The sequence below is a fragment of the Streptomyces sp. NPDC111606 genome (assembly GCF_055656945.1).
This window is the reverse complement of sequence record NZ_JBVKBY010000003.1, coordinates 694,726-717,770: the sequence shown is the minus strand read 5'-3', so window position 1 is coordinate 717,770 and position 23,045 is coordinate 694,726. Positions and strand designations below refer to the sequence as shown.

General features: G+C 70.1%; 16 protein-coding genes and 1 pseudogene. 9 read left to right on the top strand and 8 right to left on the bottom strand.

What is annotated here, in order from left to right:
- Positions 1-84 precede the first annotated feature (84 nt).
- Complete coding sequence (locus tag ACZ7M7_RS14925; protein ID WP_472116412.1) at positions 85-2,256, top strand: UvrD-helicase domain-containing protein; 2,172 nt, start codon at positions 85-87, stop codon at positions 2,254-2,256.
- A 79-nt stretch (positions 2,257-2,335) separates the two neighbouring features.
- On the opposite strand, the gene ACZ7M7_RS14920 is transcribed toward ACZ7M7_RS14925, so the two are convergent.
- Positions 2,336-8,548, bottom strand: a complete 6,213-nt coding sequence (locus ACZ7M7_RS14920; RefSeq protein ID WP_472116409.1) for an AAA domain-containing protein — start codon at positions 8,546-8,548, stop codon at positions 2,336-2,338.
- 341 nt (positions 8,549-8,889) lie between these two features.
- Here ACZ7M7_RS14920 and ACZ7M7_RS14915 point away from each other — a divergent pair, with 341 nt between their 5' ends.
- The 5 genes from ACZ7M7_RS14915 to ACZ7M7_RS14895 all read left to right on the top strand — a co-directional run bounded on the left by ACZ7M7_RS14915 (position 8,890) and on the right by ACZ7M7_RS14895 (position 15,050).
- The gene (locus ACZ7M7_RS14915) at positions 8,890-9,729 is read left to right on the top strand and encodes a hypothetical protein (RefSeq protein WP_472116406.1); all 840 of its coding nucleotides are present in this window, start codon (positions 8,890-8,892) and stop codon (positions 9,727-9,729) included.
- A gap of 104 nt (positions 9,730-9,833) precedes the next feature.
- Positions 9,834-12,380 (top strand): GmrSD restriction endonuclease domain-containing protein, encoded by a 2,547-nt coding sequence (locus tag ACZ7M7_RS14910; RefSeq protein WP_472116403.1) that lies wholly within the window; start codon positions 9,834-9,836, stop codon positions 12,378-12,380.
- Between the two features lie 194 nt (positions 12,381-12,574).
- Positions 12,575-13,024, top strand: coding sequence for a hypothetical protein (locus ACZ7M7_RS14905; protein ID WP_472116400.1), 450 nt, complete (start codon positions 12,575-12,577; stop codon positions 13,022-13,024).
- Between the two features lie 215 nt (positions 13,025-13,239).
- Positions 13,240-13,878, top strand: a complete 639-nt coding sequence (locus ACZ7M7_RS14900) for a hypothetical protein (protein WP_472116398.1) — start codon at positions 13,240-13,242, stop codon at positions 13,876-13,878.
- 80 nt (positions 13,879-13,958) lie between these two features.
- Positions 13,959-15,050, top strand: a complete 1,092-nt coding sequence (locus ACZ7M7_RS14895; protein WP_472116395.1) for a DNA polymerase III subunit beta family protein — start codon at positions 13,959-13,961, stop codon at positions 15,048-15,050.
- 28 nt (positions 15,051-15,078) lie between these two features.
- Here the strand turns inward: ACZ7M7_RS14895 and ACZ7M7_RS14890 are convergent.
- The 5 genes and pseudogenes from ACZ7M7_RS14890 to ACZ7M7_RS14870 form a co-directional block, all read right to left on the bottom strand.
- Positions 15,079-15,440 (bottom strand): annotated as a pseudogene (locus ACZ7M7_RS14890) (deoxyxylulose-5-phosphate synthase).
- Between the two features lie 58 nt (positions 15,441-15,498).
- Positions 15,499-15,939 (bottom strand): hypothetical protein, encoded by a 441-nt coding sequence (locus tag ACZ7M7_RS14885; RefSeq protein WP_472116392.1) that lies wholly within the window; start codon positions 15,937-15,939, stop codon positions 15,499-15,501.
- Between the two features lie 30 nt (positions 15,940-15,969).
- The gene (locus tag ACZ7M7_RS14880) at positions 15,970-16,581 is read right to left on the bottom strand and encodes a hypothetical protein (protein WP_472116389.1); all 612 of its coding nucleotides are present in this window, start codon (positions 16,579-16,581) and stop codon (positions 15,970-15,972) included.
- A gap of 82 nt (positions 16,582-16,663) precedes the next feature.
- Positions 16,664-18,961, bottom strand: coding sequence for a CCA tRNA nucleotidyltransferase (locus ACZ7M7_RS14875; protein WP_472116680.1), 2,298 nt, complete (start codon positions 18,959-18,961; stop codon positions 16,664-16,666).
- Between the two features lie 75 nt (positions 18,962-19,036).
- On the bottom strand, positions 19,037-20,296 hold the full coding sequence (locus tag ACZ7M7_RS14870) for a hypothetical protein (RefSeq protein ID WP_472116386.1): 1,260 nt from the start codon (positions 20,294-20,296) through the stop codon (positions 19,037-19,039).
- A gap of 515 nt (positions 20,297-20,811) precedes the next feature.
- Between ACZ7M7_RS14870 and ACZ7M7_RS14865 the strand changes: the two genes are divergently transcribed.
- Entirely contained in the window at positions 20,812-21,180 is a 369-nt protein-coding gene (locus tag ACZ7M7_RS14865; RefSeq protein WP_472116383.1) for a hypothetical protein, read from the top strand.
- Between the two features lie 73 nt (positions 21,181-21,253).
- Here the strand turns inward: ACZ7M7_RS14865 and ACZ7M7_RS14860 are convergent, their stop codons facing one another.
- Together ACZ7M7_RS14860 and ACZ7M7_RS14855 are read right to left on the bottom strand one after the other, a co-directional pair.
- The gene (locus ACZ7M7_RS14860; protein WP_472116380.1) at positions 21,254-21,715 is read right to left on the bottom strand and encodes an ATP-binding protein; all 462 of its coding nucleotides are present in this window, start codon (positions 21,713-21,715) and stop codon (positions 21,254-21,256) included.
- A gap of 4 nt (positions 21,716-21,719) precedes the next feature.
- Positions 21,720-21,881: a hypothetical protein gene (locus ACZ7M7_RS14855; RefSeq protein ID WP_472116377.1), complete on the bottom strand. Its 162-nt coding sequence runs from the start codon at positions 21,879-21,881 to the stop codon at positions 21,720-21,722.
- A 60-nt stretch (positions 21,882-21,941) separates the two neighbouring features.
- On the opposite strand from ACZ7M7_RS14855, the gene ACZ7M7_RS14850 reads away from it, so the two are divergent.
- Entirely contained in the window at positions 21,942-22,808 is an 867-nt protein-coding gene (locus ACZ7M7_RS14850) for a helix-turn-helix domain-containing protein (RefSeq protein WP_472116374.1), read from the top strand.
- The gene (locus ACZ7M7_RS14845; protein WP_472116371.1) at positions 22,805-23,011 is read left to right on the top strand and encodes a DUF397 domain-containing protein; all 207 of its coding nucleotides are present in this window, start codon (positions 22,805-22,807) and stop codon (positions 23,009-23,011) included. The genes ACZ7M7_RS14850 and ACZ7M7_RS14845 overlap by 4 nt, the downstream gene beginning before the upstream one ends.
- The last annotated feature ends 34 nt before the right edge of the window (positions 23,012-23,045 follow it).

Below are 23,045 nucleotides of genomic sequence, written 5' to 3'. Positions count from 1 at the left end.
GAATACGGAAGGCCCCTCGCTCGGCGCTCCGTCGGTCTCTAGGCTGGTGCCCGCCCACTGCCTGTCCGCGACCCGAGGACCTCCATGCCCCGCCTCGCCCTCTCCGACGACTTCGTCACGGATCTGATCTCCCTGCAGAGACCTGTCCAGAAGGAGGTCAACGACGCGATCCGGATGTTCCGGAGCCTGACCGTGCCTCAGCTCCACGCCAGCAAGGGAATGCATCTGGAGAAGCTCGAGCGGGCGCGCGATCCCCGGATCCGTACCATCCGGGTCACCAGGCTCTACCGCGGTGTTCTCCTCGCCCCGGACGACGGGAGCGAGTTGTTCACCCTCCTCAGGGTGGCACCCCACGACGAGGCGATCAACTGGGCCTGCAAGCGCGCCTATTCGGTGAACAGCGCCACCGGAGGCCTGGAGGTCCGCAACGTCGAAGCACTCGAGCAGATGGAGACCTACTTCGAGACGAAGGCGGGCCGGACCCCTGCCAGGCTCTTCGCTCAGCACTCCGACACCGTGCTGCGTGACCTCGGCGTCGACGAGCAGGTCCTGCGACTGGCGCGCGTGTGCGTCACCGCCGACGACCTGACGGTCATGGCGCCCCCCATGATGCCCGCCGATCAGTACGAGGTACTGGAATACCTGGCGGCCGACTACTCGCCCGAGGACGTCTGGGAGCAACTGATCGCCCCGCGCGGGCAGACGGTGCGCACCGCGGAGGACCGGCCGGCCGTCACACTCAGCGAGGCGATCCTCAACACGCCCGACCGGATCGTGGAGGTCACCGGCCCCGGCGAGCTGGAGCGGATCCTCACCGAGGACTTCACCCGCTGGCGGGTCTTCCTGCATCCCGCCCAGCGCAGGTACGCCTACCACGCGGGCTTCAACGGGCCGGCCCAGGTGACGGGCGGCCCCGGCACCGGCAAGACGGTCGTCGCCCTGCACCGGGTGAGGCACCTGCTGCGCACCGGACGCCAGGACGACCGGATCCTGCTCACCACCTTCACCAACGCGATGGCGGCCGCTCTGCGGGACAGTCTGGCCCTGCTGCTCGGCGACGCGGACGCGCGTCTGCTCGACCGTGTCGACGTCACGACGGTGGACTCGCTGGCCGCCCGGGTCGTCCGGGAAGCCAGGGGCGGCACGCCGAAACCGCTGTCGGCCGCGGCGGAGAAGAGCGCGTGGACCCGCGCCGCCGCCCGCGAGGACCTGCCCTGGTCGGAGCGATTCCTGTCCCAGGAGTTCCGGGGCGTCGTCCTGGCGCAGGGGCTGCGCACGCCGGAGGAGTACCTGAGATGTGTGCGCAGAGGGCGCGGTACACCGGTGGGACGAGTCCAACGGGCCCGTCTGTGGCGGGTCATGGAGAAGTTCACGGGGGATCTGGCCTCCCGCGACTCCGCGACGTACACCATGGTGTGCGACCAGGCCGCCCGGATCCTGGCCGAGCGGGGGCCCCGCTACCGCCACGTCGTGGTGGACGAGGCGCAGGACCTGCACCCGGCGCAGTGGCGGGTGCTGCGTGCCTGCGTGGCCGAGCAGGCCGATGACCTGTTCCTCGTGGGCGACCCCCACCAGCGCATCTACGACTCCCGGGTCTCGCTGCGGTCCCTGGGCATCAACGTGCGGGGGCGGACGTCGCGGCTGCGCCTCAACTACCGCAGCACGGAGGAGATCCTGCGCTGGTCCGCGTCCCTCCTGGACGGTCAGCCGGTGGGCCGGCTCGGTGAGGACGACGAGGACGACGGCGGGCGGGACTCGCTGCGGGGCTACCGTTCCGAGCTGCACGGCCGTGTCCCGGTGGCTCGCGGGCATGGCAGCCAGGACGACGAACTGCGCGCGCTGGTGGAGCAGATCCGCACCTGGGTCGAGCGGGACGGTGTGAAGCCGTCCGAAGTGGCGGTCTGCGCCCGGTTCAACACACTGGTCGACGCCGTCATCACCCGCCTGCGCCGGGAAGGCCTCCCCGCTGTCGCCGTCAAGGACGACCCCGGGCCGACGGTTTCGGGGGTGCGCGTGGCGACGATGCACGCCATGAAGGGGCTGGAATTCCGCTGTGTGGCCGTCGTCGGCGTGACGGCCAACGCCTTGCCGTTCGCCCCGCAGGTGACGCCGGCCGACGAGGACGCCGTGCAGCACCGCTCGGACCTGCTGGCCGAGCACTGTCTGCTCTTCGTGGCCTGTACGCGGGCGCGCGACGCGCTGGCGATCTCCTGGAGCGGTGAGCGGAGCCACATGCTGGACCCGGTCACCGGCTGAGCCGCACCGGGCCCTGCCCCGCGGGCCGAAAGGGGTCCGCGGGCCAGGGCACCCGTCCGGTCACGAGCCGCCGACGCGATCAGACGTGGATCTCCCGCACGACGACCGTGCGCGACGTGCCCTGGGACACGTCGTACGAGATCTCGCGCCCCGTCGGCTGCCAGCTGAGCGCGTGGCCGAGAGGAGAGGACGGAGAGACGATGTCCGCCTCCTCGGTGGGAAGTTCGGCGATCGTGTACAGAGTGTCCTCGTCCACCTGGCCGTCGAACTCCAGGCGGAGCAGCGCGCCCGGGATGACGACGTCAGGGACCGTCCCTTCCCGTCCGACGCCGACGGAGTCGAGGAAGGTGCGCAGGAAGGCCAGGCGCTTGGTACGCCGGTCGCGTTGGTCGGCCTGGGTCCTCCTGAGGAACACCAGCTGGGCCGCGTCCGCTCCGTCGGGGACCTCGGCGGGAGCATCGACGGCCGCCTGCAACTGCTGCACCTCACGGAACAGGCGCTGGAACGCCGCGGCGGGGATCTCCCGGACCGGCAGAGGGCCCGGGGCGGTCCTGCTCGGCATCGACGACGGCGCCGGACCATCGGACGGTACGACGTGCCCGGCCGGGTGGGCCGTCCCCGTCGGCCGTGCCGCAGACGGTGCCTCGGGCATCGCCGTCCCCGCCGCTCGTGCGGGAGCGGCTCCGTTGTCTGCGATCGTCGCACGCGGCGGAGTCGGAGCGGGCGTCGGCCTTCGGGCCGGACCGCTCAGGGACTCGCGCGGGTCCGTGCCCCTGGGCGCGGGCACCGCCCCGAGGGTCGCCGCCGGTCCCGTCGGGTGCTGCGCTCGGGCCGTGTCCGGGCTCCCCGTCCCATGGAGCGACGCGCCCCGCGGCTCGGACGCCCCGCGGTCCCCGACCGCGTCACTGACCCCGACCGCAGCGGTGGCTCCGGCCCTCGCCGAGGCCACATCGTCCGCCTCGACAACGTGCCCCCGCACGACCCCATCGCCCGCCTCGGCAACACTGCCCGGCACAGCCAAGCGCCTGGGCACGGCCACGTCGGCGGCTGCCGTCACCTCACCCCCGGCCGCCGCCTCCCCCGTCGGCCGAGCCTCGCCGGTCGTGGGGTCGGCGGCGGTCACGGCGTCGGCGGCGGCGGCTTCCGGCTCCCGGCCGACCGGTTCGATGCCCAGACGTTCCAGTTCAGCCCACAGCGGGGCCAAGGCCTGCTCGCGGTCGAGGTGGAAGCGACTGCCCCGGATCCGGACGAACGTCCAGTCGACGCGTTCCAGGTCGCGCTGTCTGGCGGCCGCGGTGGAGGCGTCCTCGCCTTCGGCGAAGGCGTCCCCGTCGCACGCGACCGCGAGCCGGCGCGTTCCACCCTCCACGACCAGGTCGATCGCGTGGCGGCCCACCTTGTAGCCCGGACGGACCCGGTGGCCCCGTGCGGTCAGTTCCAGGTACACCTGCTGCTGGAACAGGCTGTCGAACGCCTCGTGCCGGACGTCGGGCAGGACCTCGCCCTCGACCGCGACGACGTCCTCCTCCGCGGGACGGGTGAGGTGGTCGAGCCACCGTCGGCGCAGGTCGTTCTCATGGAACTGTTCGGCCCGCGCGCTGTGGAACACCCACACCTGGTCCTGGGCGCGCGAGGCCGCCACGTTGATGCGCTGCTCGTAGGTCTTGCCGTTGAAGCCGCCCGGGACCGCGCCGGCGGCGGTGGTCGCCGAGTTGACGAACGAGACGAACATGATGTGCCGCTCGTCGCCCTGGAAGTCCTCGGCGTCACCGACCCGGATGCGCCGCTCCTCGCGCTGCTCGTAGTCGAGGCGTTCGGCAAGCAGGTTCTCCAGCTCCGTCAGGTGGCCCTTGCTCGCGCGAAGGCTGATGACACCCATGGTCTTCCCGTCGTAGGCGGGATCGGCACAGCAGCGCACGATCGCGTCGACGAGGGCTTCCGCCTCGGCGGTGTTGGCCAGCCGCGTGTTGGCGCCCACGGCTTCGCCGGTCTCCACGTACACCGTGCGGACCGGCGGCAGCCGGTCGGCGCCGTACTGCCGCAGGGGCAGCAGATCACGGTTGTAGCAGAGGTCGTTGGAGAAGGAGATGATCTCCGGCATACACCGGAAGTGCTCCTTGAGCATGAGTGTCCCGCGGCCCGCCGAGAGCGCTTCGGTGAGGTCGAAGAAGCTGGAATCGGGTCCGAACAGGCTGCGGACGTCCGGTTCCAGCGCGGTGAGCAGACGGTCCCGGAGGTGGAAGTACTCGTCCTGCTTGAGGCCGACGTTGGACGGACTGACCTGCTTGCTGTCGCCGACGACGACCATCCGGTCGGCGAGCCAGCTCAGCAGCATGGCCTCCAGGCCGGACTGGCTGGCCTCGTCGACGATGACGACGTCGAACAGCCCCGGCCGGTCCATGGGTACGGTCTCGGCGACCTGGTGCAGCGGCATGATCCATGCTGGCACCGCCGTCTGCGCCTTGCGCAGTGCGGCCTGTGCGTCGCGCCGGTAGCGGTGCTGGTACTTGCCCTTGATGCGGCGTGCGGCCTGCTGGTAGGCGCTGAGCGCCCGGGACTGGTCGCCGGTGAGGAGGCCGAGACAGCGGTGCCAGGCGCGGGCGGCGGCGAGCCGCGCGAGCATGATGCGCGCCTCGTCGTCGGCCTCCGTCAGCTGTCGGCGCAGGGCACGCTCGGCCTCGGGGTCGGTCAGTCGTTCCATGCGGTCGCGCCACGCGGACCAGGCCCAGGCCTCGGCGAGGGAGGGCAGTCGGGCGTCCCAGGCGCTGTCCTCGGGTGCGGCGGTGATCCGGTCGGCCAGGGCCGGGAACACCTCGCGGACACGGGCGAGGGCCACGTCCCGCTCGGCTCGCAGCCGGGCCGCCTTGCGCACCTCGGCCATCTCGTCGCCGAACGCGCGGTAGCCGCCGGGGTCACGGTCGCGGACGGCGCCGAGTGCGCGCACCACCGCGGATGACACACCGGGCCGGTCGCCCCAGACGCGCAGCAGTTCCTCGGCGTCCGCGATGACCTTGCGGGACTGTTCAGCCGCGCGCAGGGTGGTCGACGCGCGCAGCAGGGTGCGTACGGCGTTCTCGACCGACGGGTCGTGCCAGGCGGCGACGGCGAGGGCCGGGGAGGTGGCCGCGGCGGTCAGGACGTCGGTGCGGGCGGCGGCGACGGCGAGCAGCGCGTCGAGCACCTCCGCGTCCTGCCGCAGCCGTGCGAGGCGCGGCCCGTGTCCCTGCCAGGCGGCGACGGGCGTGCCCCACTCGGATTCCACCTGGGCCAGGCGCAGTTCCAGCCGGACGCGGGCGAGGACGACGGCCGAGGTCGGGACGTCTTCCGGCGTCCGCCCGTCGACGCGTACGTTCTCCGCGAACGCGCCGACGGTCTTCGCCAGCTTGGAGCGCATCCCGAGGGGGCCGCGCAGTTTCTGTCCCTGCTCGAGGCCGTCGTGCAGTGCGGTGGCCTGGGCGAGCGCAGTGGCCGGCTCGTACTGCTCCAGGCCGTTGACCATGGCCGTGCCGAGGGTGGCGAGCGAGGTGTCGACGGCCGCCAGGGTCTCGGTGACGGCGGCCCGCCGGCTGCGTGCCTGCCAGTCCTGTCCCTCGGTCACCTGCCTCAGGAGCGCCGCGGCCCAGTCACCGGCCGCGGCGGCGAGCGCCGCGGCGCGGGCAGTGGAGAAGGCGTCGAGCGCCGAGTACAGCCGCTGCTGTTCCACCTCGCCGAGGCTCCTCACGGCCGTGTCGTACTCCGCGCACAGCGGGTCCTGACGCGCGGCCGTGTGCGCTTCCTCAGCCGACCGAACGACGCGCACGGCCTCCTCGAAGTCGCCGGAGCCCGGGAGTTCGGAAGGGCCGGGCACTTCGGCCGCGAGGGCCTGGTGGTGCGGGGTGTACGCACGGGTGGTGTGCAGCAGGCGCAGGGCTTCGTCGGCGCTCAGGGCGGGCTGTTCCTGCGGGACCGGGCCCAGCCAGTCGTACCGTCCCGCCTCGGCGGTGAGCCGCTCGGCGATCTCCTGCAGGCTGCCGCTGTAGTCGCCGATCTCCGCCTCGAAGCGGTGGGTTTCCTGTTCGCGTAGCACGGCGAGGTCGCGGAGCATGGCCTGTTGTGCGGCACGGGCCTGGGCGAGGCGCTTCTGGAGAGTGCGGATCTGCTGGTGGGAGGCCTTCTCGTCGTAGCCCGCGTACTCGCCGAGGATCCGCTGCACGGACGCCTCCAGCTCCCGTTGGGCGGCCGCGCCGTCCTCGGTGCGGCTCACGCACAGGTCGCGGACGGACTCCGGAAGCTTGTCCCGCAGCACGCGCAGGGCGCGCGGGGTGTGGCTGGTGATGAGGACGCGCTTACCCTGGGCGAGCAGGTCGGTGACCAGGTTGGCGATGGTGTGCGTCTTGCCGGTGCCGGGCGGCCCCTGGACGACCACGAGCCGGTTGGCGCGCAGGCGTTCGGCGATCGTGCGCTGCTCCTCGTTGGCGGGCAGCGCGAAGTACATCTCGTCGCCGCCCTGAGCCGCTCCGTCGTCCTCAGCGGCCGCGAGGTCCGCCGCGGTCAGCGCGCCGTCCCGGCCTGCGATGTAGCCGAGCAGCGCGGTGGGCGGCGTGCCGGCGTCGATCTGCCGGGCGATGGCCTTGAGGGCGTCCATGGTGGAGCGGCGGCTGCGCTCACGCAGGACCAGCGCGGGAGTGAGCCCCACCTGGGGGACGTCGAGGCTGCGCGGCTTCGCACGCTCGACGGTAGGTGCGTAACTACCCGCACTGTGGGCGGCGTTGACCCAACTGCGCAATGCGGTGTGTACGGCGTCGAGCTGCTCGGGGTCGGTCACGTCCGAGGCGTCCTCCAGCACCTCGACGATTCTCTCGCGCACGGCGCCCGGCACATGCTGGGCCCCTTCGAGCATGCCCTCTTCGAGTTCCAGGCCCATGCCGGTGGGGTCGGGAGCGGCGGTGAGCGTGCCGGTGGACGGGTCGAGCCGGAGGGTGGCGCGGTGCGTGATGAGGTGCCGTTCCACCCGCTGCCCGGTGCTCGTCTGCCAGGTGAGCCGGCCCAGGCCGAGGACGAGTTCGTGCGCCTCTCCGAGGCCTGCGGCGTCCTCGTGCATCTTGTGCAGCCGGTCGTACAGCCTGACGAGGGGGTCGATCGCGCGGCGGAGTTCCGCCCAGGCGAGCCATTCCTGCTCCCAGGCGGCGTACAGCTTCTCGATCTTCTCGCGCTGGGGGTGCTCGTCGAGCAGGTGGTAGGTCTTGTCGAGCGGGATGCCCTGCGACCAGTCGGGGAACTCGGGCTCGATACGACGTCGCAGGTGCGGGGCGCGAGGCTCCTTGAAGTCGCGGACACGGGTCTCGTCCACCCAGGGCGCGAGCAGGGCCCTGGGGTGGGGCGCGTCCTCCCTTTCGGGGCGGGCGACGGTCAGCCAGGCCGGGTCGTCCTCCGCGAGAACGCCGTCGGTCATCACCTGGACGCCGTCGCCGTCCGGCAGTTCATCGAACCAGACGGCGCCGGCCGCCCCGTCGAGTGTGCGCACGGGGCGTGTCTTCGACTCCTCGGCCTCGGCGAGGAACCGGAAGATCTGCCGGACTCGGGCGGCGTCCAGATCGTCGGCGGACATCTCCGGTACCAGTGATCGGGAGGCCTGGCGCCCGAGCCCGGTCGGCTGGGCCGGGACGGCGTCGAGGCCGGCGGGCACTGCCTCCCGCTCCCCGCCTGCGGCCGAGACGGCGCGCCCGGCCCCGCTCGCGGCACCGGTCACGGGCTCCGGGGCGCCCTGCGGCTCCGCGAACAACGACTGCTGTTGCTCACCGAACAGCACGGACTGATCGAATGCGATCGGTACAGGTCGCTCGCCGGGCACCGTGGCGGCCACCCTGCCGACCGTCGACGCCGTGCCGAAGGTGACACTCCCCCGGTCGCCGGCCGGGAAACGGACCTCGATGTCCAGGTCATCGGCGGTGCCGGGCGGAATGCTGTACGCCCACGTGACGGAGACCCTGCGCCCGGCGCGCAGGGTGCCCTCCAGTACGTCGTCGATGACGTCACTGCGGTGGTCCTGCACCTGACGGCCCGTCTTGCCGTACGGCCCTCCCCGCACCAGCAGAGTGACCCCGTCGAGCTCGAACGGCCGCCCGGTGCCGTTGCTCAGGGACAGGGTGCAGCGCACCAGGTCGTCCCCCTCCCGGTACCTGTGACTGTCCTCGGCGTCCGCCAGCACGTGGGGCACCACGTCGTCCACCCGCACATACAGCCCGTCGTCGTACTGGTAGACCGAACCGAGAGGCTGCAGCCCGTCACTCAGCCCGCGCTCATCCTGACTCACACGCCCACCCCACCACTGCTCCTGAGGGCCATCCGGTGGCCCGTCCGGTCATCCCGCCCCGAGCACCACGAGCCCGGTCACAAGGCGCCCCCCGGCGCACGAACTCGAGTGTGAACTGAGCACACATTGCGAGCGTAGCAGCAAACGCGGACATCCATCGCACCTTGCCACTCATCTGCAACAGGCGGCCTCCGGCGAGCGATCACCACCGGCGCTGCGCCAACCTGGACCGCCCAGACGACACCTTGGCGCCCGACCTCCTTCGCCACAACAGCGTTGACTTAGTTCACAATTCACGACAGGCTGTCCGTGATGTCCACCCCAGAGGAAGGCAAGGCGCCATGCGCATGCAAGTGGTCGACGTGTCGCCGCAGTTGGCGACAGAGTGGCTCACCCGCAACACCAGCAACCGGCCGCTGAGCAAGGGCACGGTGCAGCACCTGGCCGGTCAGATCCAGCGCGGGGAATGGCAGCTGACGCACCAAGGCATCGCCTTCGACGAGGACGACGTACTCATCGACGGACAGCACCGCCTGGCAGCCATCGTCAAGGCGGGCGTCACCGTGCCCCTGACCGTCACACACGGCGTGCCGCGCACCGCGTTCACCGTGATGGACACGGGCCGCAAGCGCACCGGCCGGGACGCGCTGGCCCTCGCGGGGGAGGCCAACGCGACCCACCTGGCCGCCGCACTGCGCGGACTGCACCTGTACCGCAACTGCCCCAACTCCCCGTGGAGCGGCGGATCGTCGGTCACGAGCAACGACCAACTGCTGCACCTGCTCGGCGAGCACCCCGGTGTCCGCGATGCCCTGCACCACGGCATCGCACTGAACCGAGGGTGCCGCATCACCGTCACGGCCGCGACGATCGGCTGGTACGTCACCAGTGAGGCCCGGCCCGACATCGACCAGTCCGACTGGGAGACGGGGGTCGTCACCGGTGCCCGCCTGGAGCCGGGCGATCCACGTCTGACGTTGCGCAACACCATGCTCAACCTGGCCCTGGGCAACGCGCACCGGCGCCGCGACGACTCACGTGAGCACCTGCTCTACTACCTCAAAGCCTGGAACGCCTGGGTCGAGGGCCGCACCATCAAGCTGCTGCGCCGCTCCCCGAACGAGACGATGCCGCGCATCTCGAACCGTTCGTCCCTGACATCGGCGAACAACGGCGCCTGAAAAGGCATAGATTCAACGGACAACTGCCCATGGCGCGCAGGGCGTCGGACATGAATGGCCTTGTCCTGTGCCTCCGTCGGGGGTGCCGTAGGGAAAGGAGGCGCATGCGCGCCCAAGAGATCACCTTCCTCAAGCTCGTCCAAGGGGACAAGCAGTTCCAGGTGCCGCTCTACCAGCGCACGTACAGCTGGGGCAGGGAGCAGCTTCAGCGGCTGTGGGAGGACACCGGGGAGCTGGTCGATCAGCACCTGGCCGGAGAGCCGGCCGCGCCGCACTTTCTCGGCTCGGTGGTGCTCGCACCCGGTCAGATCCAGGCGGGCGGCGTGCAAAGGTGGCTCGTGGTCGACGGGCAACAGCGGTTGACCACGCTGATGCTGGCCTTCACCGCGCTGCGCGACCACCTGAAGGAGACGGGGGACGCGCGCGGAGGGGACCGAGTGCACCGGCAAGTACTGGTCAACGAGTTCCACGAGGGCGCGGACCACTATCGCTTGCTGCCCACACAGGCGGACCGGGACGCCTACACCGCCTGCGTCCAGTCACGGGCGGACGCCGGCGGGGCCGACAACATCGGGGCCGCCTACCGGTTCTTCCGCGGTGCCCTCGCCCAGGACCACGAGGCGGGCGACGAGCGGTGGGCCTCAACGGTCGAGACCGTGCTCAAGGATCTGCTGTCCATCGTGGAGATCACCGCCGAGCCGGGCGACAACGTGTACCGGATCTTCGAGTCGATCAACAACACAGGTGTCGGGCTCAGTCAGAGCGACCTGCTGCGCAACTACGTGTTCATGCTGCTGCCCAAGCGAGGCGAGCGGATCTACCAGGAACTCTGGCTGCCCATGCAGCAGAGTCTCGGCCCGAAGAACCTCGAACTCCTGGTCTGGCTCGACCTGGTGGTACGCGGCCACTACAAGACCAAACAGAGCGAAATCTACCGCGAGCAGCAGAAACGGCTCCAGCCGCTGACCGGCGACGAGGACGCGTTGCAGCGCGAGATCGAGCAACTGGCCGAACGGGCCGCGAGGTTCCTGCGCATCGTCGAACCCGCCCGCGAGCAGGCTCCCGCCCTCCGCGCCGTCCTGGAGCGTCTGGCCTCCTGGGGTGGCCAGACGCACTACCCGCTCGCGTTGCACCTGCTCGACCTTCTGGCGGCGGGCAGGACGACGCCAGACGAAGCGGCTCAGGCACTGGGCTACGTCGAGTCCTATCTTGTACGGCGCCTGATCTGCCAGACGCCGACGACCAACCTCAACCGCATCTTCATGGAAGCGCCGAAGGAGCTCGAGACCGACCGGCCGGCGGCCGAGGCGGTGAGGCGGTTCCTGTCCGGCCGACGCAGGCGTTGGCCGAGCGACGAGGAACTGCGCGCGGCGGTCCGCGCCAAACCGTTCTACTGGTCCGGACGCCCTTCACAGCGCAGCTACATTCTGCGCCGCCTCGAAGAGAGTTACCGGGCCTCCGAGCCAGTGGACTTCGCCAAGGCGTCCCTGAGTGTGGAGCACGTTCTGCCACAACGGCCCGCCCCCGCCTGGTTCGATCTGCTCGCCGAGGAGACCGAGCCGGACCAGACTCCGCAGGAACTGCACGACCTGCTGGTGCACACGCTCGGCAACCTGACGCTGACCGGTGACAACGCCAAGCTTTCCAACCACCCGTTCGAACGCAAGCAGCAGATCCTCGACGCCAGTGCCCTGCGCATGAACCTCGAGATCGCCTCGGCACAGCGCTGGGGCAAGGCGCAGATCCTCGAACGGGCCGACCGCCTGGCCGACCGCGCCGCGGAACTGTGGCCCGGTCCGATCGGCGGGGTCAAGCCGACCGGTGAGGAATCACCGGGCTGGGTCGAACTGCGGGCCGCTCTGGTGGCGATGCCGAGCGGCACCTGGACGACGTACGGCGACGTCGCCGAGCTCATCGGCAGCCACCCCGTGCCTGTCGGGGCCTACCTGGGCGCCAACACGGGCGTGATCGGCGCCTACCGGGTACTCACTGTGGAAGGCAGGGTCTCCCCCTCGTTCCGCTGGGCGGACGGCAGTGACCGGCCACCCCTGCAGGAACTGCTGGCGAGCGAGGGAGTGCGCTTCGACTCCCTCGGGCGGGCCCACCCCTCCCAGCGCCTGTCCGCCGCCGAGCTGGCCACCCTGCTGGGCCGAGACGTGACGCAGCCCGCGGCACACGACCCGCTCCCCGACGGGGAAGACGCGGCAGCGGCCGAGCGGTTCCGTGCGCAGCTGCGCGACAATTGGCCTGCCGCGTTCGAGGGGGTCGTGGCGGCCCTCGACTTCTGGCGCCGCCAGGGCGGCCACGTGACGTACGGCCGGCACGATGAGACGAGTTGTTTCCCCATGCTGGACCTCGGAACCAGCCATGGGCCGCACCTGATGTGGCCGGTCGGGATCTATCCCGTCAGCGGAACCGTAGAGGTGGTCTTCCAGTACCTCAAGACGCGCAGCCCCTTCGACGACACGGAGCAGCGCCGGGAACTCCTGAACCGGCTGAACAAGATCGACGGAATCGACCTGCCCGAGGCGAAGCTGGAGCTGCGTCCTTCTTTCCCGGTCAGTGTCTTCGCGGAGCACGGCGACGAGATCTGCGAAGTCCTGGACTGGTTCGTCGGGGTGGCTGCGCTGGATCTGGCGCAGCGGAACTGAACGCTTGCCGGGATTTCTCAACGGAGGCATCACTCGTGCAGTTACTGAACGACCTCACGCTGGCCCGGGCCGGCGGAAGGGGCATCGAGAAGAGCGGGACGACATGTTCCGGAGAAATGTCCAGGGCGACCGCCGCTGCGTGGGAGGTACGCGTCCCCGGGCGTCCTTCGCTGACGGTACATGACAATCACTGGATGAACGGCGAGCGCGACCTGGTGCTCCGCAAGCCCACGGTCGTCCCCGAGATGCCGTCGGCCCTCTCCAATCTGCACAACCGACTGCGCTCCGGGGTCTGCGCCTCTGCAAGGCATGGCGAACTGCGGATCATGGTGTTCCCCACGTACGTCGACACACATGGCCGGCCACGGATCAAGAAGTCGCTCACCACCTGGGACCTAGCGAACGCCGTGGGACTGCACCATCTCAGAGAGCTGACCGCTCGGGAGGGTATCGCTCTGGAGGCCGCGTTCGACCGACCGGATCTGCCTCCTGTGGACCTGGACGACCCACAGCACGATAAGCCCCTCCAGCACGCCCTGCTTTTTCCCGCCACCGATGACGAGACACCGGTGATCGCCTTCGTCCGCTTCCGAATAGTGCCCGTACTGCGGCACATCGGCTGGCTGCCCTCGGGCGACGACTGAGGGAGGCAGCACCTGTGCCAGGGCAACCGTGCCGAGGAACTGTCCACAGACTCAATGGCCAGACGATCTGCTTCACGGGTCGCGTTCTCGTCGACGGCGAATGGAGGGTCAGAACGCACTGTGCCGAGAGAGCAGAACAACAGGGCGCGACCCCCAAGACCGACTTCTCACGCAAGGTCACCCTCGTCGTCTACGGCGATCTGGCCAGCAAGGTCGTGACCGACGATCGTCGCACCTACAGCAGTACGCTCGTGGACGCCGAGGCCGAGCGCAGGCGCGGACGGCACGTCTGCGTCGTGGACGCGGACGGCTTCTCGACCCTGCTCAGGGGAAGGCCCGCACCGTGCCTGGAGCTGAGAAGAGCGCGCACGGGACGCGTTCGTCCCGTCGCAGCCGCCACACCCGAAGCACGCATTCTCGGCGGTCCCCTTCGACTGCGGAGGACCGGCCGACGCGCCCGCGGTGATCTCACGCTGGACATGAGTCGCCTCGACGAGGCGACTGCGGCGCACGAGGCGACGGTCGGAGCGCTCATCGAGCACCTGTCCCGCCAGGGCGTCGAGGCATGTACGAACGCTGCGGGCGCACCGGAATTCGATGCCGGGTGGTCCCTCGGTGAAGACATTTTCGTCGCCGAGGTCAAGAGCCTCACCGGAGCACGCGAGGACCAGCAGATCCGCCTGGGCATCGGACAGATCCTCGACTATGCCCACCAGCTCCGGAGCACCTGCCCAAGCGCTGCGATACGTCCGGTCCTGGTACTGGAGAAGCGCCCGTCTGCGGTCCGTTGGACCACACTGGCCGACAGTGTCGGCCTACGACTCACCTGGGCACCCGAATTCGCCGGGATCTGAACGATCGTGATGTCCGCGGGCGTGGCCCGGTTGACCCTCGACATTGTCGAGGGCTCAGGGTTCCGGGTGTGGAGAACGACATGCGCAGCATCGGGGAGATGGCCCGGGACGGCGGACTGAGCGTGAGCGCGCTGCGGTTCTACGACCGGGCCGGTGTACTCGTCCCCGCCTGGGTGGACCCGGTCAGCGGCTACCGCTGGTACGAGCCCCGGCAGTTGGAGGAGGCTCGGTTGCTGGCCCGGTTGCGCCGGGCGGGCATGCCGCTGGCCGACATCCGGCTCGTGCTGGCCGGCTGGGCCGGGGCCGACACGGACCTGGTGCGCGGTCTGCTTCAGGCGCACCTGCGCCGTCTCGAGCTGGGGCTGTCCGATGCCCGTGTCGAGTTCTCCACGCTCCGAGCTCTACTCGACCGCAGGGAGACAGACCCCATGACCTCGCTCCACACCGCCAACGCCACCGCCCGGTTGTCCGTCCTCGCGCCGGAGCTGGGCACCGCGCTGGACGCCGTCCGTTTCGCGGCCGGCACCGACCCGGTGCTGCCGATGCTCGGCGGAGTCCTGTTCGACGTCGAGGGCGACGGCCTTCACCTCGTGGCCACCGACCGCTACCGGATGGCCGTCGCGCATGCGCCCACGACCGGGCACGGCGGGCCCCGGACGCAGGTCGTCGTGCCTCTTCCGCTCGTCGACTCGATGCGGGCGCTGCTGACGGGTGAGGAGCCCGTCCAACTCGCCTTGGACGATGACCGCGTGACGCTGGAGACCGGCGACCGGCAGACGTCCGGCCGGAGCATCGGCCACGAGTTCCCCGACTACCGCCGTCTCGTCGACCTCCCGGCCGGTCGCCGGGCCCACGTCGATACGGCGGCCTTCCGCAAGGCGCTGGAGACCGGCCCGGTACGGGTGAGCGAGACACGTGAGCAGGACGCCGCGCCTCACGACCTCAGCGTGCTCAGGGTGGCGGAGAACGGGTCCGTCATCGTGTGCGACGACGGTGACGACGACCCGGACAACGTGGCCGTCAACCGCGCGTTCCTGCTCGACGCCCTCGCCGCCGGTGCCCGGGACGAACTGGTCCTGGAACTGGGCGCGCCCACGGCACCGCTCGCGATCCGCAGGCCCGGCGACGAAGGCGCCTTCTCGCTCCTCATGCCGGTCCGGTTGGAGAACTAGGCCGCGCAGAAGTCCGTTTGGCTTCTGCCTACCACCGCTCGCCTCGACCGCGCGGCGGGGCCGAGGGCACCTCGTGCCGTACGAGTGACCTGGCGAAGGGTTGGCCGCTGCGCCGGGCGTACGTCATCCGTTCGCGGACCTCCCCCAGGGTGCGGGGGCGGTAGCCGGGACCGCCACAACAGCTCTTGTGGAAGCGGACGCCGGCGTGCAGCAGCACGGACAGCGTCCGCCAGGCCGCGGTGTCCCGTCGGCGAGGTGCGGCGAAGGCCGAGCCACGTGGATCAGCGGAAGTGCGCAGCGGGGGCAGATCCGCTCCCTGTCCCTGTCGTAGGGCTGCTTGTACGAGGCCCGGCAGGGCAGGCAGACGTACGAGGTCTTCGCGTGGGCCATGCCGGCAGGGTAAGCGCCGCCCTGGTGGAGCTCGACGGGATTTTCAGCTCGGTGAGTGTCAGCAGGTCAGCTCGCCGGACGCGCTGGGTTCGTCGGCTCCCGTGGAGAGCGAGACCTGCTTGACCTTGCCGGTGTAGTCGCCCACGGCTCCGTCCTCGGTCGATCCGTCGGAGTAGTACAGGGCGGACGCCCACGGCTCGGCGTCCTTCCCCAGCCCGTCCATCAGCCCTTCCATCGTCGCCGTGCGGAAGTTGGTGCTCAGGCAGCCGCCGTCCAGGTACGACCAGTCGGGGTTGGTGCCCTCCGTCGGATCCGTCGCGGTCGCGTCGGACGGCAGCAGGGCGAGCGCGGCCTTCTGCGCCCGCTCCTCGTCGACCGGGGACGAGAAGACGACGTCCAGGCTGATGAGATGCTTCTTCAGGGATGCGGCGGGCGGGACGGTGGCGCAGACGACCTCGTCCTTCGCCAGGCGGTAGGCCACGGGGTCACCGAGGGGCATGCCCGTCTGTGCCGCACACGCCTTGGACCACTAGACGCGGGGGTAGCGTCCGTCCCACCAGGTGAGCGGCGACGCGAGCCCCCGGCCGCCCCAATCGTCCTCGGAGGGCCCGCCGAGGGTCTGCCGGGGCAGCGGGGTGTCCTTCAGGGGGGTGACGTGGGGGCAGAACTCCGTGCGCAGGAAGTCGGCCATCGCGGCGGCCTGGTCCTCGGTGGCGCCGCCTGCCTCGTCCGAGTACCGGATTCCCTCCCATGTCCGGTACCCGACGGCCACGTTGCGGCAGGTCGTGACCTGGACGACCGCGAGCCCCCGGCGGTCCTCCAGTTCGGTCTCGACGTCCGTACCGAGACCGTAGTTGTTGGCGTCGCCGACCTCGCCGAGCTGGTTCACCAGGGCGTCGTCGACGCCGGCGGCCGCCAGGAAGTCCTCCATCGAAGTGTCGTCCTCGGTCGTCGCCTCCGCCGACGCGGGGTCCGTGTCCGGCTCGTCGTCGGCCGGTGCGGTCGGCTCCGTCACGGTCTCGTCCTCGGGGACGGCGGAGCTGTGCGCGGTGGAGGGTTCGGTGTCGCTCCCGCAGCCACCGACGGCGAGCAAGGCGGCGACGAGCAGGGCGGTGCCGGCGGCGCGGTGGTATCGGGACATCAGGTGACTCCGTGTGCAAGTGCGTGGTTCTGGTCGGTCGTCGGTCTGACGGTGGGCTGGCCGACTGGCCCGTCGGCCGGAGTCAGCGGTCCCGCCGTGCCCGCCATTCCAGCAGCGCGTCCCTGGCGGTCTCGAAGTCCATCGGGCCCTTTTCGATGTGGAGGTTCCGCATGTACTCATAGGCTCGTCCGAGTTCGGCCCCGGGACGGATGCCGAGAATCTCCATGATCTGGTGGCCGTTGAGATCCGGGCGGGCGGCCTCCCGGGCGTCCTCGACCGCCAGGCGCTCGATGCGCTCTTCCAGGGAGTCGTAAGCGCGGTCGAGCGCATGCGCCTTGCGTCGGTCACGTGTGGTGCAGTCGGCACGGATGAGCTTGTGCAGCCGGTCGAGCAGCGGGCCAGCGTCGCGGACGTAGCGGCGCACGGCGGGGTCGGTCCACTTCTCGTCGAGATAGCCATGGAAGCGGAGATGCAGCTCCACCAGTCGGACGACGTCCGCGATCAGTTGCTCCGGACAGGCCAGGGCCCGCAGCCGCTTGCGGGCCATCTTCGCGCCCACCACCTCGTGGTGGTGAAAGGTGACCTGACCGTTGCGCCCGATCCGGCGGGTACGTGGCGTGCCGATGTCGTGGAGCAGCGCGGCCCACCTCAGGGTGAGGTCGGGTCCTTCTGTTTCGAGGGCGATGGCCTGGTCCAGGACGGTGAGTGTGTGCTCGTATATGTCCTTGTGGCGGTGGTGTCCGGCGCTCTCGAACCGCAGGGCCGGCAGCTCCGGCAGGACGTGCTCGGCGAGTCCGGTGTCGACCAACAGGCGCAGACCGGCTGCGGGCCTGGTCGAGAGCAGGAGGGTGGTGAGCTCCTCTCGCACCTGTTCGGCGGGGATCTCGGTGACACGTCGCGCCGTAGCGCTCATCGCGTCCCTCAGCTCCGGCACCGGTTCAAAGCCGAGCCGGGCCGCACAGCGCGCCACGCGAAGCATCAGCGGCGGGTCGTTGACGATCGCCGCCGTGGGTGCGCGCGGGGTGCGCAGTACGCGCCGCTCCAGGTCCTGAAGGCCACCGAAGGGATCCGTCAGGGTCACATGCGACAGTCCGAGGGCCATGGCGTCGACGGTGAAGTCCCTGCGCCGCAGGTACGCCTCCAACGCCTTCTCGTGTTCCGCACGCCGCGATCCGGAAGGACGGTGGCGCGTGGGTGCCGGACGTGCGTTGATCCGCAGGGTGTAGATGTCGCCATCCCGCTGCTTGCGCAGGCTCACGACATCGGGTGCGTCGTCTCGCTGGAACCGGAGGTCGTCACCCCAGCCGTGGAGGATCTGTCGTGTACGTCGCACGTCGGAGTCCGTGACGAAGTCGAGTTCGTGCCCGACGCGGCCCTCCAGCGCTTGGCGTACCGAGGCGCCTGCCAGGGTGAGGGAGAGCCCCGCGGTCGTGAAGTGGTGCAGGAGGTCGTCGACGATCGGCGGGAGCGCAGCCCGTGCGGCCTGCGCCCGGGGATCGGCAGGTTCATCATGTGCGGGCCCGGCCGTCTCGAGTGACCGGGGGTCAGCGGTCCTCGGCTGCTGTTCCCGCCCTCGCGCTTCGCCCCGGCCGGTTGCCTGTCGGTGCGGTTGAGACGCCGACGCCCCGGCCCCCACCGCTCTCTTGAGACGCAGGACGTCGCCGTCCGGAGCCACTTCGAGTGACGGCGTCACGAGTCCGAGGTCGTTGAGGCGGCACCGTGCGAGAGTCGTCCACTGAACGGTGTGATCAGGCGACTGCGTACCGATCGACACCTCTCGCGTACCGTCACGCGTCTCGCACCGGAAGCGCAGCGCGTATCCGGCTGCCTGCACCTCATAGGGGGAGAGTTCGCTTTCCGGCCCGTAGGTGCGGATCATCGGAGTCTTGGCCGGCGCGGCTTCGAGCCTCCTTCTGTCGTCCTTCCACTGGGAGAAGGAGCGCCGGGCCATCTGCACATGCAGAAGGCGGCGCCGTCCTGCCCGTCCGAAGCGGATCTCGATCGAGTCGCTGCGGGCGTGGGCCTGCTCGACGTACGCGACCGTGACGTTCTTCTGGCCCTGCCCGCGCAGCCAGTGGACGAGGGCCTCTCCGATGTACAGGTGGTCCGCGCTGCTCTCTCCCACGGCGGTGCGGCGGCACCGTACGGGCGGGCGGTGGGCGAAGTGGGATTTCCTGTCACCGCAGGCGCGCAGGGTCAGCACCTGGCCGCACCCTCCGAGGAGGACACCGCAGCTGAACGCGTCGGCGCCGCGCAGTTGCCGGAGACGCTGGGCGTCCTCTTTCTCGAAGGGAAGGAAGACCGGCTGATGCCCCTGGGATCCGCCCAGGACGGCGGTCTGCACCTTGCGGTTGTCCTCTTCGGTCACGGCCGAGGCCATCCTCACGCACCCTCCTGTCTCACGCGAAAGTCACTGGCGTCCACCCGCTGTCCGAGCGTGGCTGACGTTCAACGTTCACTCAGCCTCGCTCGCCGCTTCCTCCTCGCCCCCGCGCAGACGACGTGCTCGCTCGGCGATCCCGTCGGCGATCCTGCCCTTGACCGAGCCGGCGCGGTCGAGGGTCAGCTTGCCGCGGCTTCGAGCGGCGTCGACGCCCTTCGCTCCCGTCTCGAGCGCCTTGTCCCTCACATCGGTTGCCGCCTCCACCCATCGCCTCGCCTCAGCCGACCGGCGGCCGGATTCGATGCCGAGCCGCTCGTGGAAGTCATGGACTCCGATGGCCATCTGGTTGCTCGACTGGACCACGGCCGGGGACTTGGCCGGGTGCAGCAGCACCTTCGCGTTGGCCGTGCCGGCGACCGCGTCCATCCGCGCCACCAGACGCCCGGTGCTCCGCGAGATGAGTTCCCGCCGGTCCTGTCGGGCGGCCTTCAGTCCGAGGCGGTGAGCGTCCAGTTCGTCCGGGGACGCGTCCAGCACCCGGTCGAGTTCGAGCACGGCGATCGCGTCCTGGAGTTGGAAGCAGCGAGCCAGAACGGCGAGCCACTCCCGAACCGGGGACTCGGCCTCACTGACCGTCGCGGCGAGATCGCCGATCTTGGACTGCCGCTCCATCTTCTCCGCGATCGCGTCGAGTTGACGCAGGGCGTACACCTGGGTCTCCGCAATCGCCGTCGGCGCGTCCTGCACCTTCGACCACATGGTTTCGTCGACCCTGCCCCGCTGCTCGCGGATGGTCATGGTCTCCTCGATGACGAAGCCCACTCCGATCATGCGGGACAGCACCGTGTCCTTCTGGGCGCGCAGCACGTCGTCGACCTTCGCGTCGATCGCGGCGAGATAGTCGGTGATCTCGTCCATGCTCTGCTGCATCGCCACCTGCGACATGAGTTTCGCGGCGTTGGCAAGAGCCGCCGGATTGGTCAGGAACGACCGTGGCCCCTTCACGAACTCCACGAAGCCCCTGATCTGGCCCTTCTGCCCCTTCACCACACCCGTGCCGAAACCGGTCTTCGAGCTTTCCCTCAAGCCGTACTTCTTGACGAGTTGCGCAGACTTCGGAGTCAGCTTCACCCACCGCCCGGAGTTCTCGGCCATCTCCGAACCCGCCTGCGCGACGGCGGCTCCGACGCCGAAGACGGACTTGAGCCAATGCGGTCCGAGATCCTTCGACGACGACAGTCCCTCCGAGACGAGGAAGCGGTCGACGTCCGCCGCGTTCCCGATGACCATCAGTCCGTCATCGTCACTGATCAGCTGAATCTCGGCGTCCATCGCCCGCTCCTGAAGTCGCTTCTGGCAGTTGTGGGTGGTCGGGGGCGTACGGCGGTCGCCGGGCGGGGCCGGGTTCTCGCGCTGGCGGGTGAGCGAGATGTCGGCCCGTCAGTGCCAGTGCGCGCTTGCCTTAGGCGGGCAAGGAGTAGCCGTCCCGGCCTGGCACCATTTCGCCATGGCTCCGGGCGTGTTCGAACCGGTACGTCGTCGGGCCGGAACCAATTCGGGCCTACCGCACGTTCCTGGCTCGCCGCGGCGTGGCCCCCGTCCCCCAGTGCCATCGCTGCGGAGCGGGAAGCGCACCTGCCGCCCGTCCGCGCCGATCCGTTCACTCATTTCCCCCTGGCCACGCGCGCCTGCCCCGCCGAGGGGGCGGGCGGCAGTTGGCCGCCATCAGTATGAAACCCATGCACTCAGTTCACAAGAGGAACATAGCCACTTCGCGCATTCGTGCGCCGAGCCACCGCCGGTGGCGTAGGTTCGGCGGTCGTCGGGATTCGAGGCCGGGAGGGCACATGCAGAAGGGCACGCTGGAGTACGAGCAGGCTCTGGACGCCGTGATCGAGATCTTGCGTTCACGAGCACGCCAGGGAGCGGCACCGATTCAGTACGGCGACCTGAGCAGCGAGCTCGCACGGCTCGGTCATCACGTCCCCGCCCACGAGGGGCCGATGCCCTACCTGTTGGAGGACGCCTCGGTCCGGGAGAGCCCGGACGGGTCGCTGCCCCTGCTGGCTGCCCTCGTGGTGCTGAAGGACAGCGGCTGGCCGTCCGGCGGCTTCTTCAAACTGGCTCGGCGCGCACCGTACAAGCGGTCGGGGGACGACATGCTGGTGTGGACCCGGGAGATCCAGAAGCTGGCGGAGCACTACGGCGGGCACTGACGGTCCTCCCCCCTCGTCGGCGTTGCGGCGGCTCTCGCCGGGGCGGCCTGTCCCGGACGAGGGGTGGCCGGTCTCACGAGCCCGTGGTACTGAGCCGCACCTCCGCCCAGACCGTCTTCGTGTACGCGTCGCGGACGGTGCGTCCCCAACCGTCGGCGTAGGCCTCGACGAGGAGCAGTCCGCGGCCCGAGGTCTCGTCGGCGGGCCGCGGGGTCACGGGCGGTGGCAGGCGCTCGGGGCGGGTGTCGGTCACCTCGACGCGGAAGCGGTCCGGCAGGAGGTGCAGGGTCAGCCGGAAGTCGCGGCCGGGGAGGCTGCCGTGGCGGACCGCGTTGGACGCCAGCTCGGCGGTGACGAGGGCGATGGCACGGGCGGGGTCGGAGTCGTGCGGCAGGCCTGTCCACTCGGTGAACTGCTGGACGGTGAGTTGGCGGGCGAGGCGGGCGCCGCGCCGGGTGCCGCTGAAGCACAGGGTGAATTGGCGGGTGGGGGCGGGAGACGGCTTCGTCTCTTCCGTGAGGTGATGGTGGGTCACGGTGTCAGCGTGGCGGGGTGGACGGCCCGCTGACCAGGTACGACGGCCGTACGTCGGGCTCGTCGTACGGGGTGGGCGGACCGTTGTGGGCCTGGTTGTACGGGGCTTGTACGGGCGTTGTACGGGTCCGGTGCGTGTCCCGGTTTCCGCGTCTCGCGTTGGACATGGACCGGTGGCGAGCGCGGCCGTGGCGGGGCGCGGAGCGGGATGGGAAGGGCGTGGGACTGTGAGGACGGTACGGGACGCACGGGAGACGCGGACGGGGCGGGGCGCGAAGACGAAGCACGAGGGGCCCGACGTGCCGGGCGTGTGGTCGGCGTACGGGGTGCTGTTGCAGTACCTGCGCAAGCGGGCCGGGTTGAACCAGCAGCAGCTCGGGGACGCGATCGGCTACTCGTTGGAGCAGGTCGCGTCGGTGGAGCAGGGGCGGCGGCCGGCGAAGGTCGCGTTCACTGCGGCGGCGGAGAGGGTGTTGGAGGCGGGTGGGGTACTGGACGCGCTTCAGAGGGAGGTGGATCGGGCGAAGTTGCCGAGGTTCTTCAGGAACTTCGCGCTCATCGAGGCAGAGGTCGTTAGCCGGTTCTCTTACGATCCGCTGCTCGTGCCCGGGTTGTTGCAGACGGAGGCGTACGCGCGGGCCCTGTTCGCCGGGCACTGCCCGCCACTGAGCGAGGAGACCATCGAACAGCACACGGAGGCCCGACTGAGTCGGCAGAAGCTGCTGACGCGGGTGCCGCTCGCGGAGTTGTCCTTCATCATCGCGGAGGAGGCACTGCGGAATCCGGTGGGCGACACGGAGGTCATGCGCGGACAATGGCAACGCCTATTGGAGGTCGGCGCGTTGCGAAACCTGGAGGTACAGGTCATGCCTGCTGCGTGCGGGTTCCACTCCGGTCTGAACGGCGCGTTCGTGGTGCTGGAGACCAAGGAGCACCAGCACCTCGGCTACGTGGAGTCTCAGGAAGTCGGGTGTGTCGTGCATGATCCCGCAGAGGTCAGCGCCTTCGGGTTGCGGTATGGCAAGCTGCGATCGCAGGCTTTGAACGGCGTCGAGTCCGCACGGCTCATCGAACGGTTGGTGGGAGATACATGAGCGTGGAGCAGGTATCCGAGAACGTGAGCGGGCTGCACTGGTTCAAGAGCAGCTACAGCGGATCCGGCGGCGGCGACTGCGTGGAGGTGGCCGCTGGCCTGGACGCCGTGTACGTGCGGGACTCTAAGGCCGTAGGTGGTGGACCCGTGCTGCGGGTCGGCCGGGACGAGTGGGCTGCGTTCGTGGCGCTCGCGGTGGAGTAGGGCCGGGGACGGCTTCTGAGCGGAACAACGGGCT

Coding starts and splice junctions, on each gene's coding strand:
- ACZ7M7_RS14880 (WP_472116389.1), bottom strand. CDS start 16,581: ATGTCCCGATACCACCGCGCCGCCGGCACCGCCCTGCTCGTCGCCGCC.
- ACZ7M7_RS14870 (WP_472116386.1), bottom strand. CDS start 20,296: ATGGACGCCGAGATTCAGCTGATCAGTGACGATGACGGACTGATGGTC.
- ACZ7M7_RS14910 (WP_472116403.1), top strand. CDS start 9,834: ATGCGCGCCCAAGAGATCACCTTCCTCAAGCTCGTCCAAGGGGACAAG.
- ACZ7M7_RS14925 (WP_472116412.1), top strand. CDS start 85: ATGCCCCGCCTCGCCCTCTCCGACGACTTCGTCACGGATCTGATCTCC.
- ACZ7M7_RS14845 (WP_472116371.1), top strand. CDS start 22,805: ATGAGCGTGGAGCAGGTATCCGAGAACGTGAGCGGGCTGCACTGGTTC.
- ACZ7M7_RS14865 (WP_472116383.1), top strand. CDS start 20,812: ATGCAGAAGGGCACGCTGGAGTACGAGCAGGCTCTGGACGCCGTGATC.
- ACZ7M7_RS14895 (WP_472116395.1), top strand. CDS start 13,959: ATGCGCAGCATCGGGGAGATGGCCCGGGACGGCGGACTGAGCGTGAGC.
- ACZ7M7_RS14915 (WP_472116406.1), top strand. CDS start 8,890: ATGCGCATGCAAGTGGTCGACGTGTCGCCGCAGTTGGCGACAGAGTGG.
- ACZ7M7_RS14855 (WP_472116377.1), bottom strand. CDS start 21,881: ATGTCCAACGCGAGACGCGGAAACCGGGACACGCACCGGACCCGTACA.
- ACZ7M7_RS14875 (WP_472116680.1), bottom strand. CDS start 18,961: ATGGCCTCGGCCGTGACCGAAGAGGACAACCGCAAGGTGCAGACCGCC.
- ACZ7M7_RS14885 (WP_472116392.1), bottom strand. CDS start 15,939: ATGCCCCTCGGTGACCCCGTGGCCTACCGCCTGGCGAAGGACGAGGTC.
- ACZ7M7_RS14905 (WP_472116400.1), top strand. CDS start 12,575: ATGAACGGCGAGCGCGACCTGGTGCTCCGCAAGCCCACGGTCGTCCCC.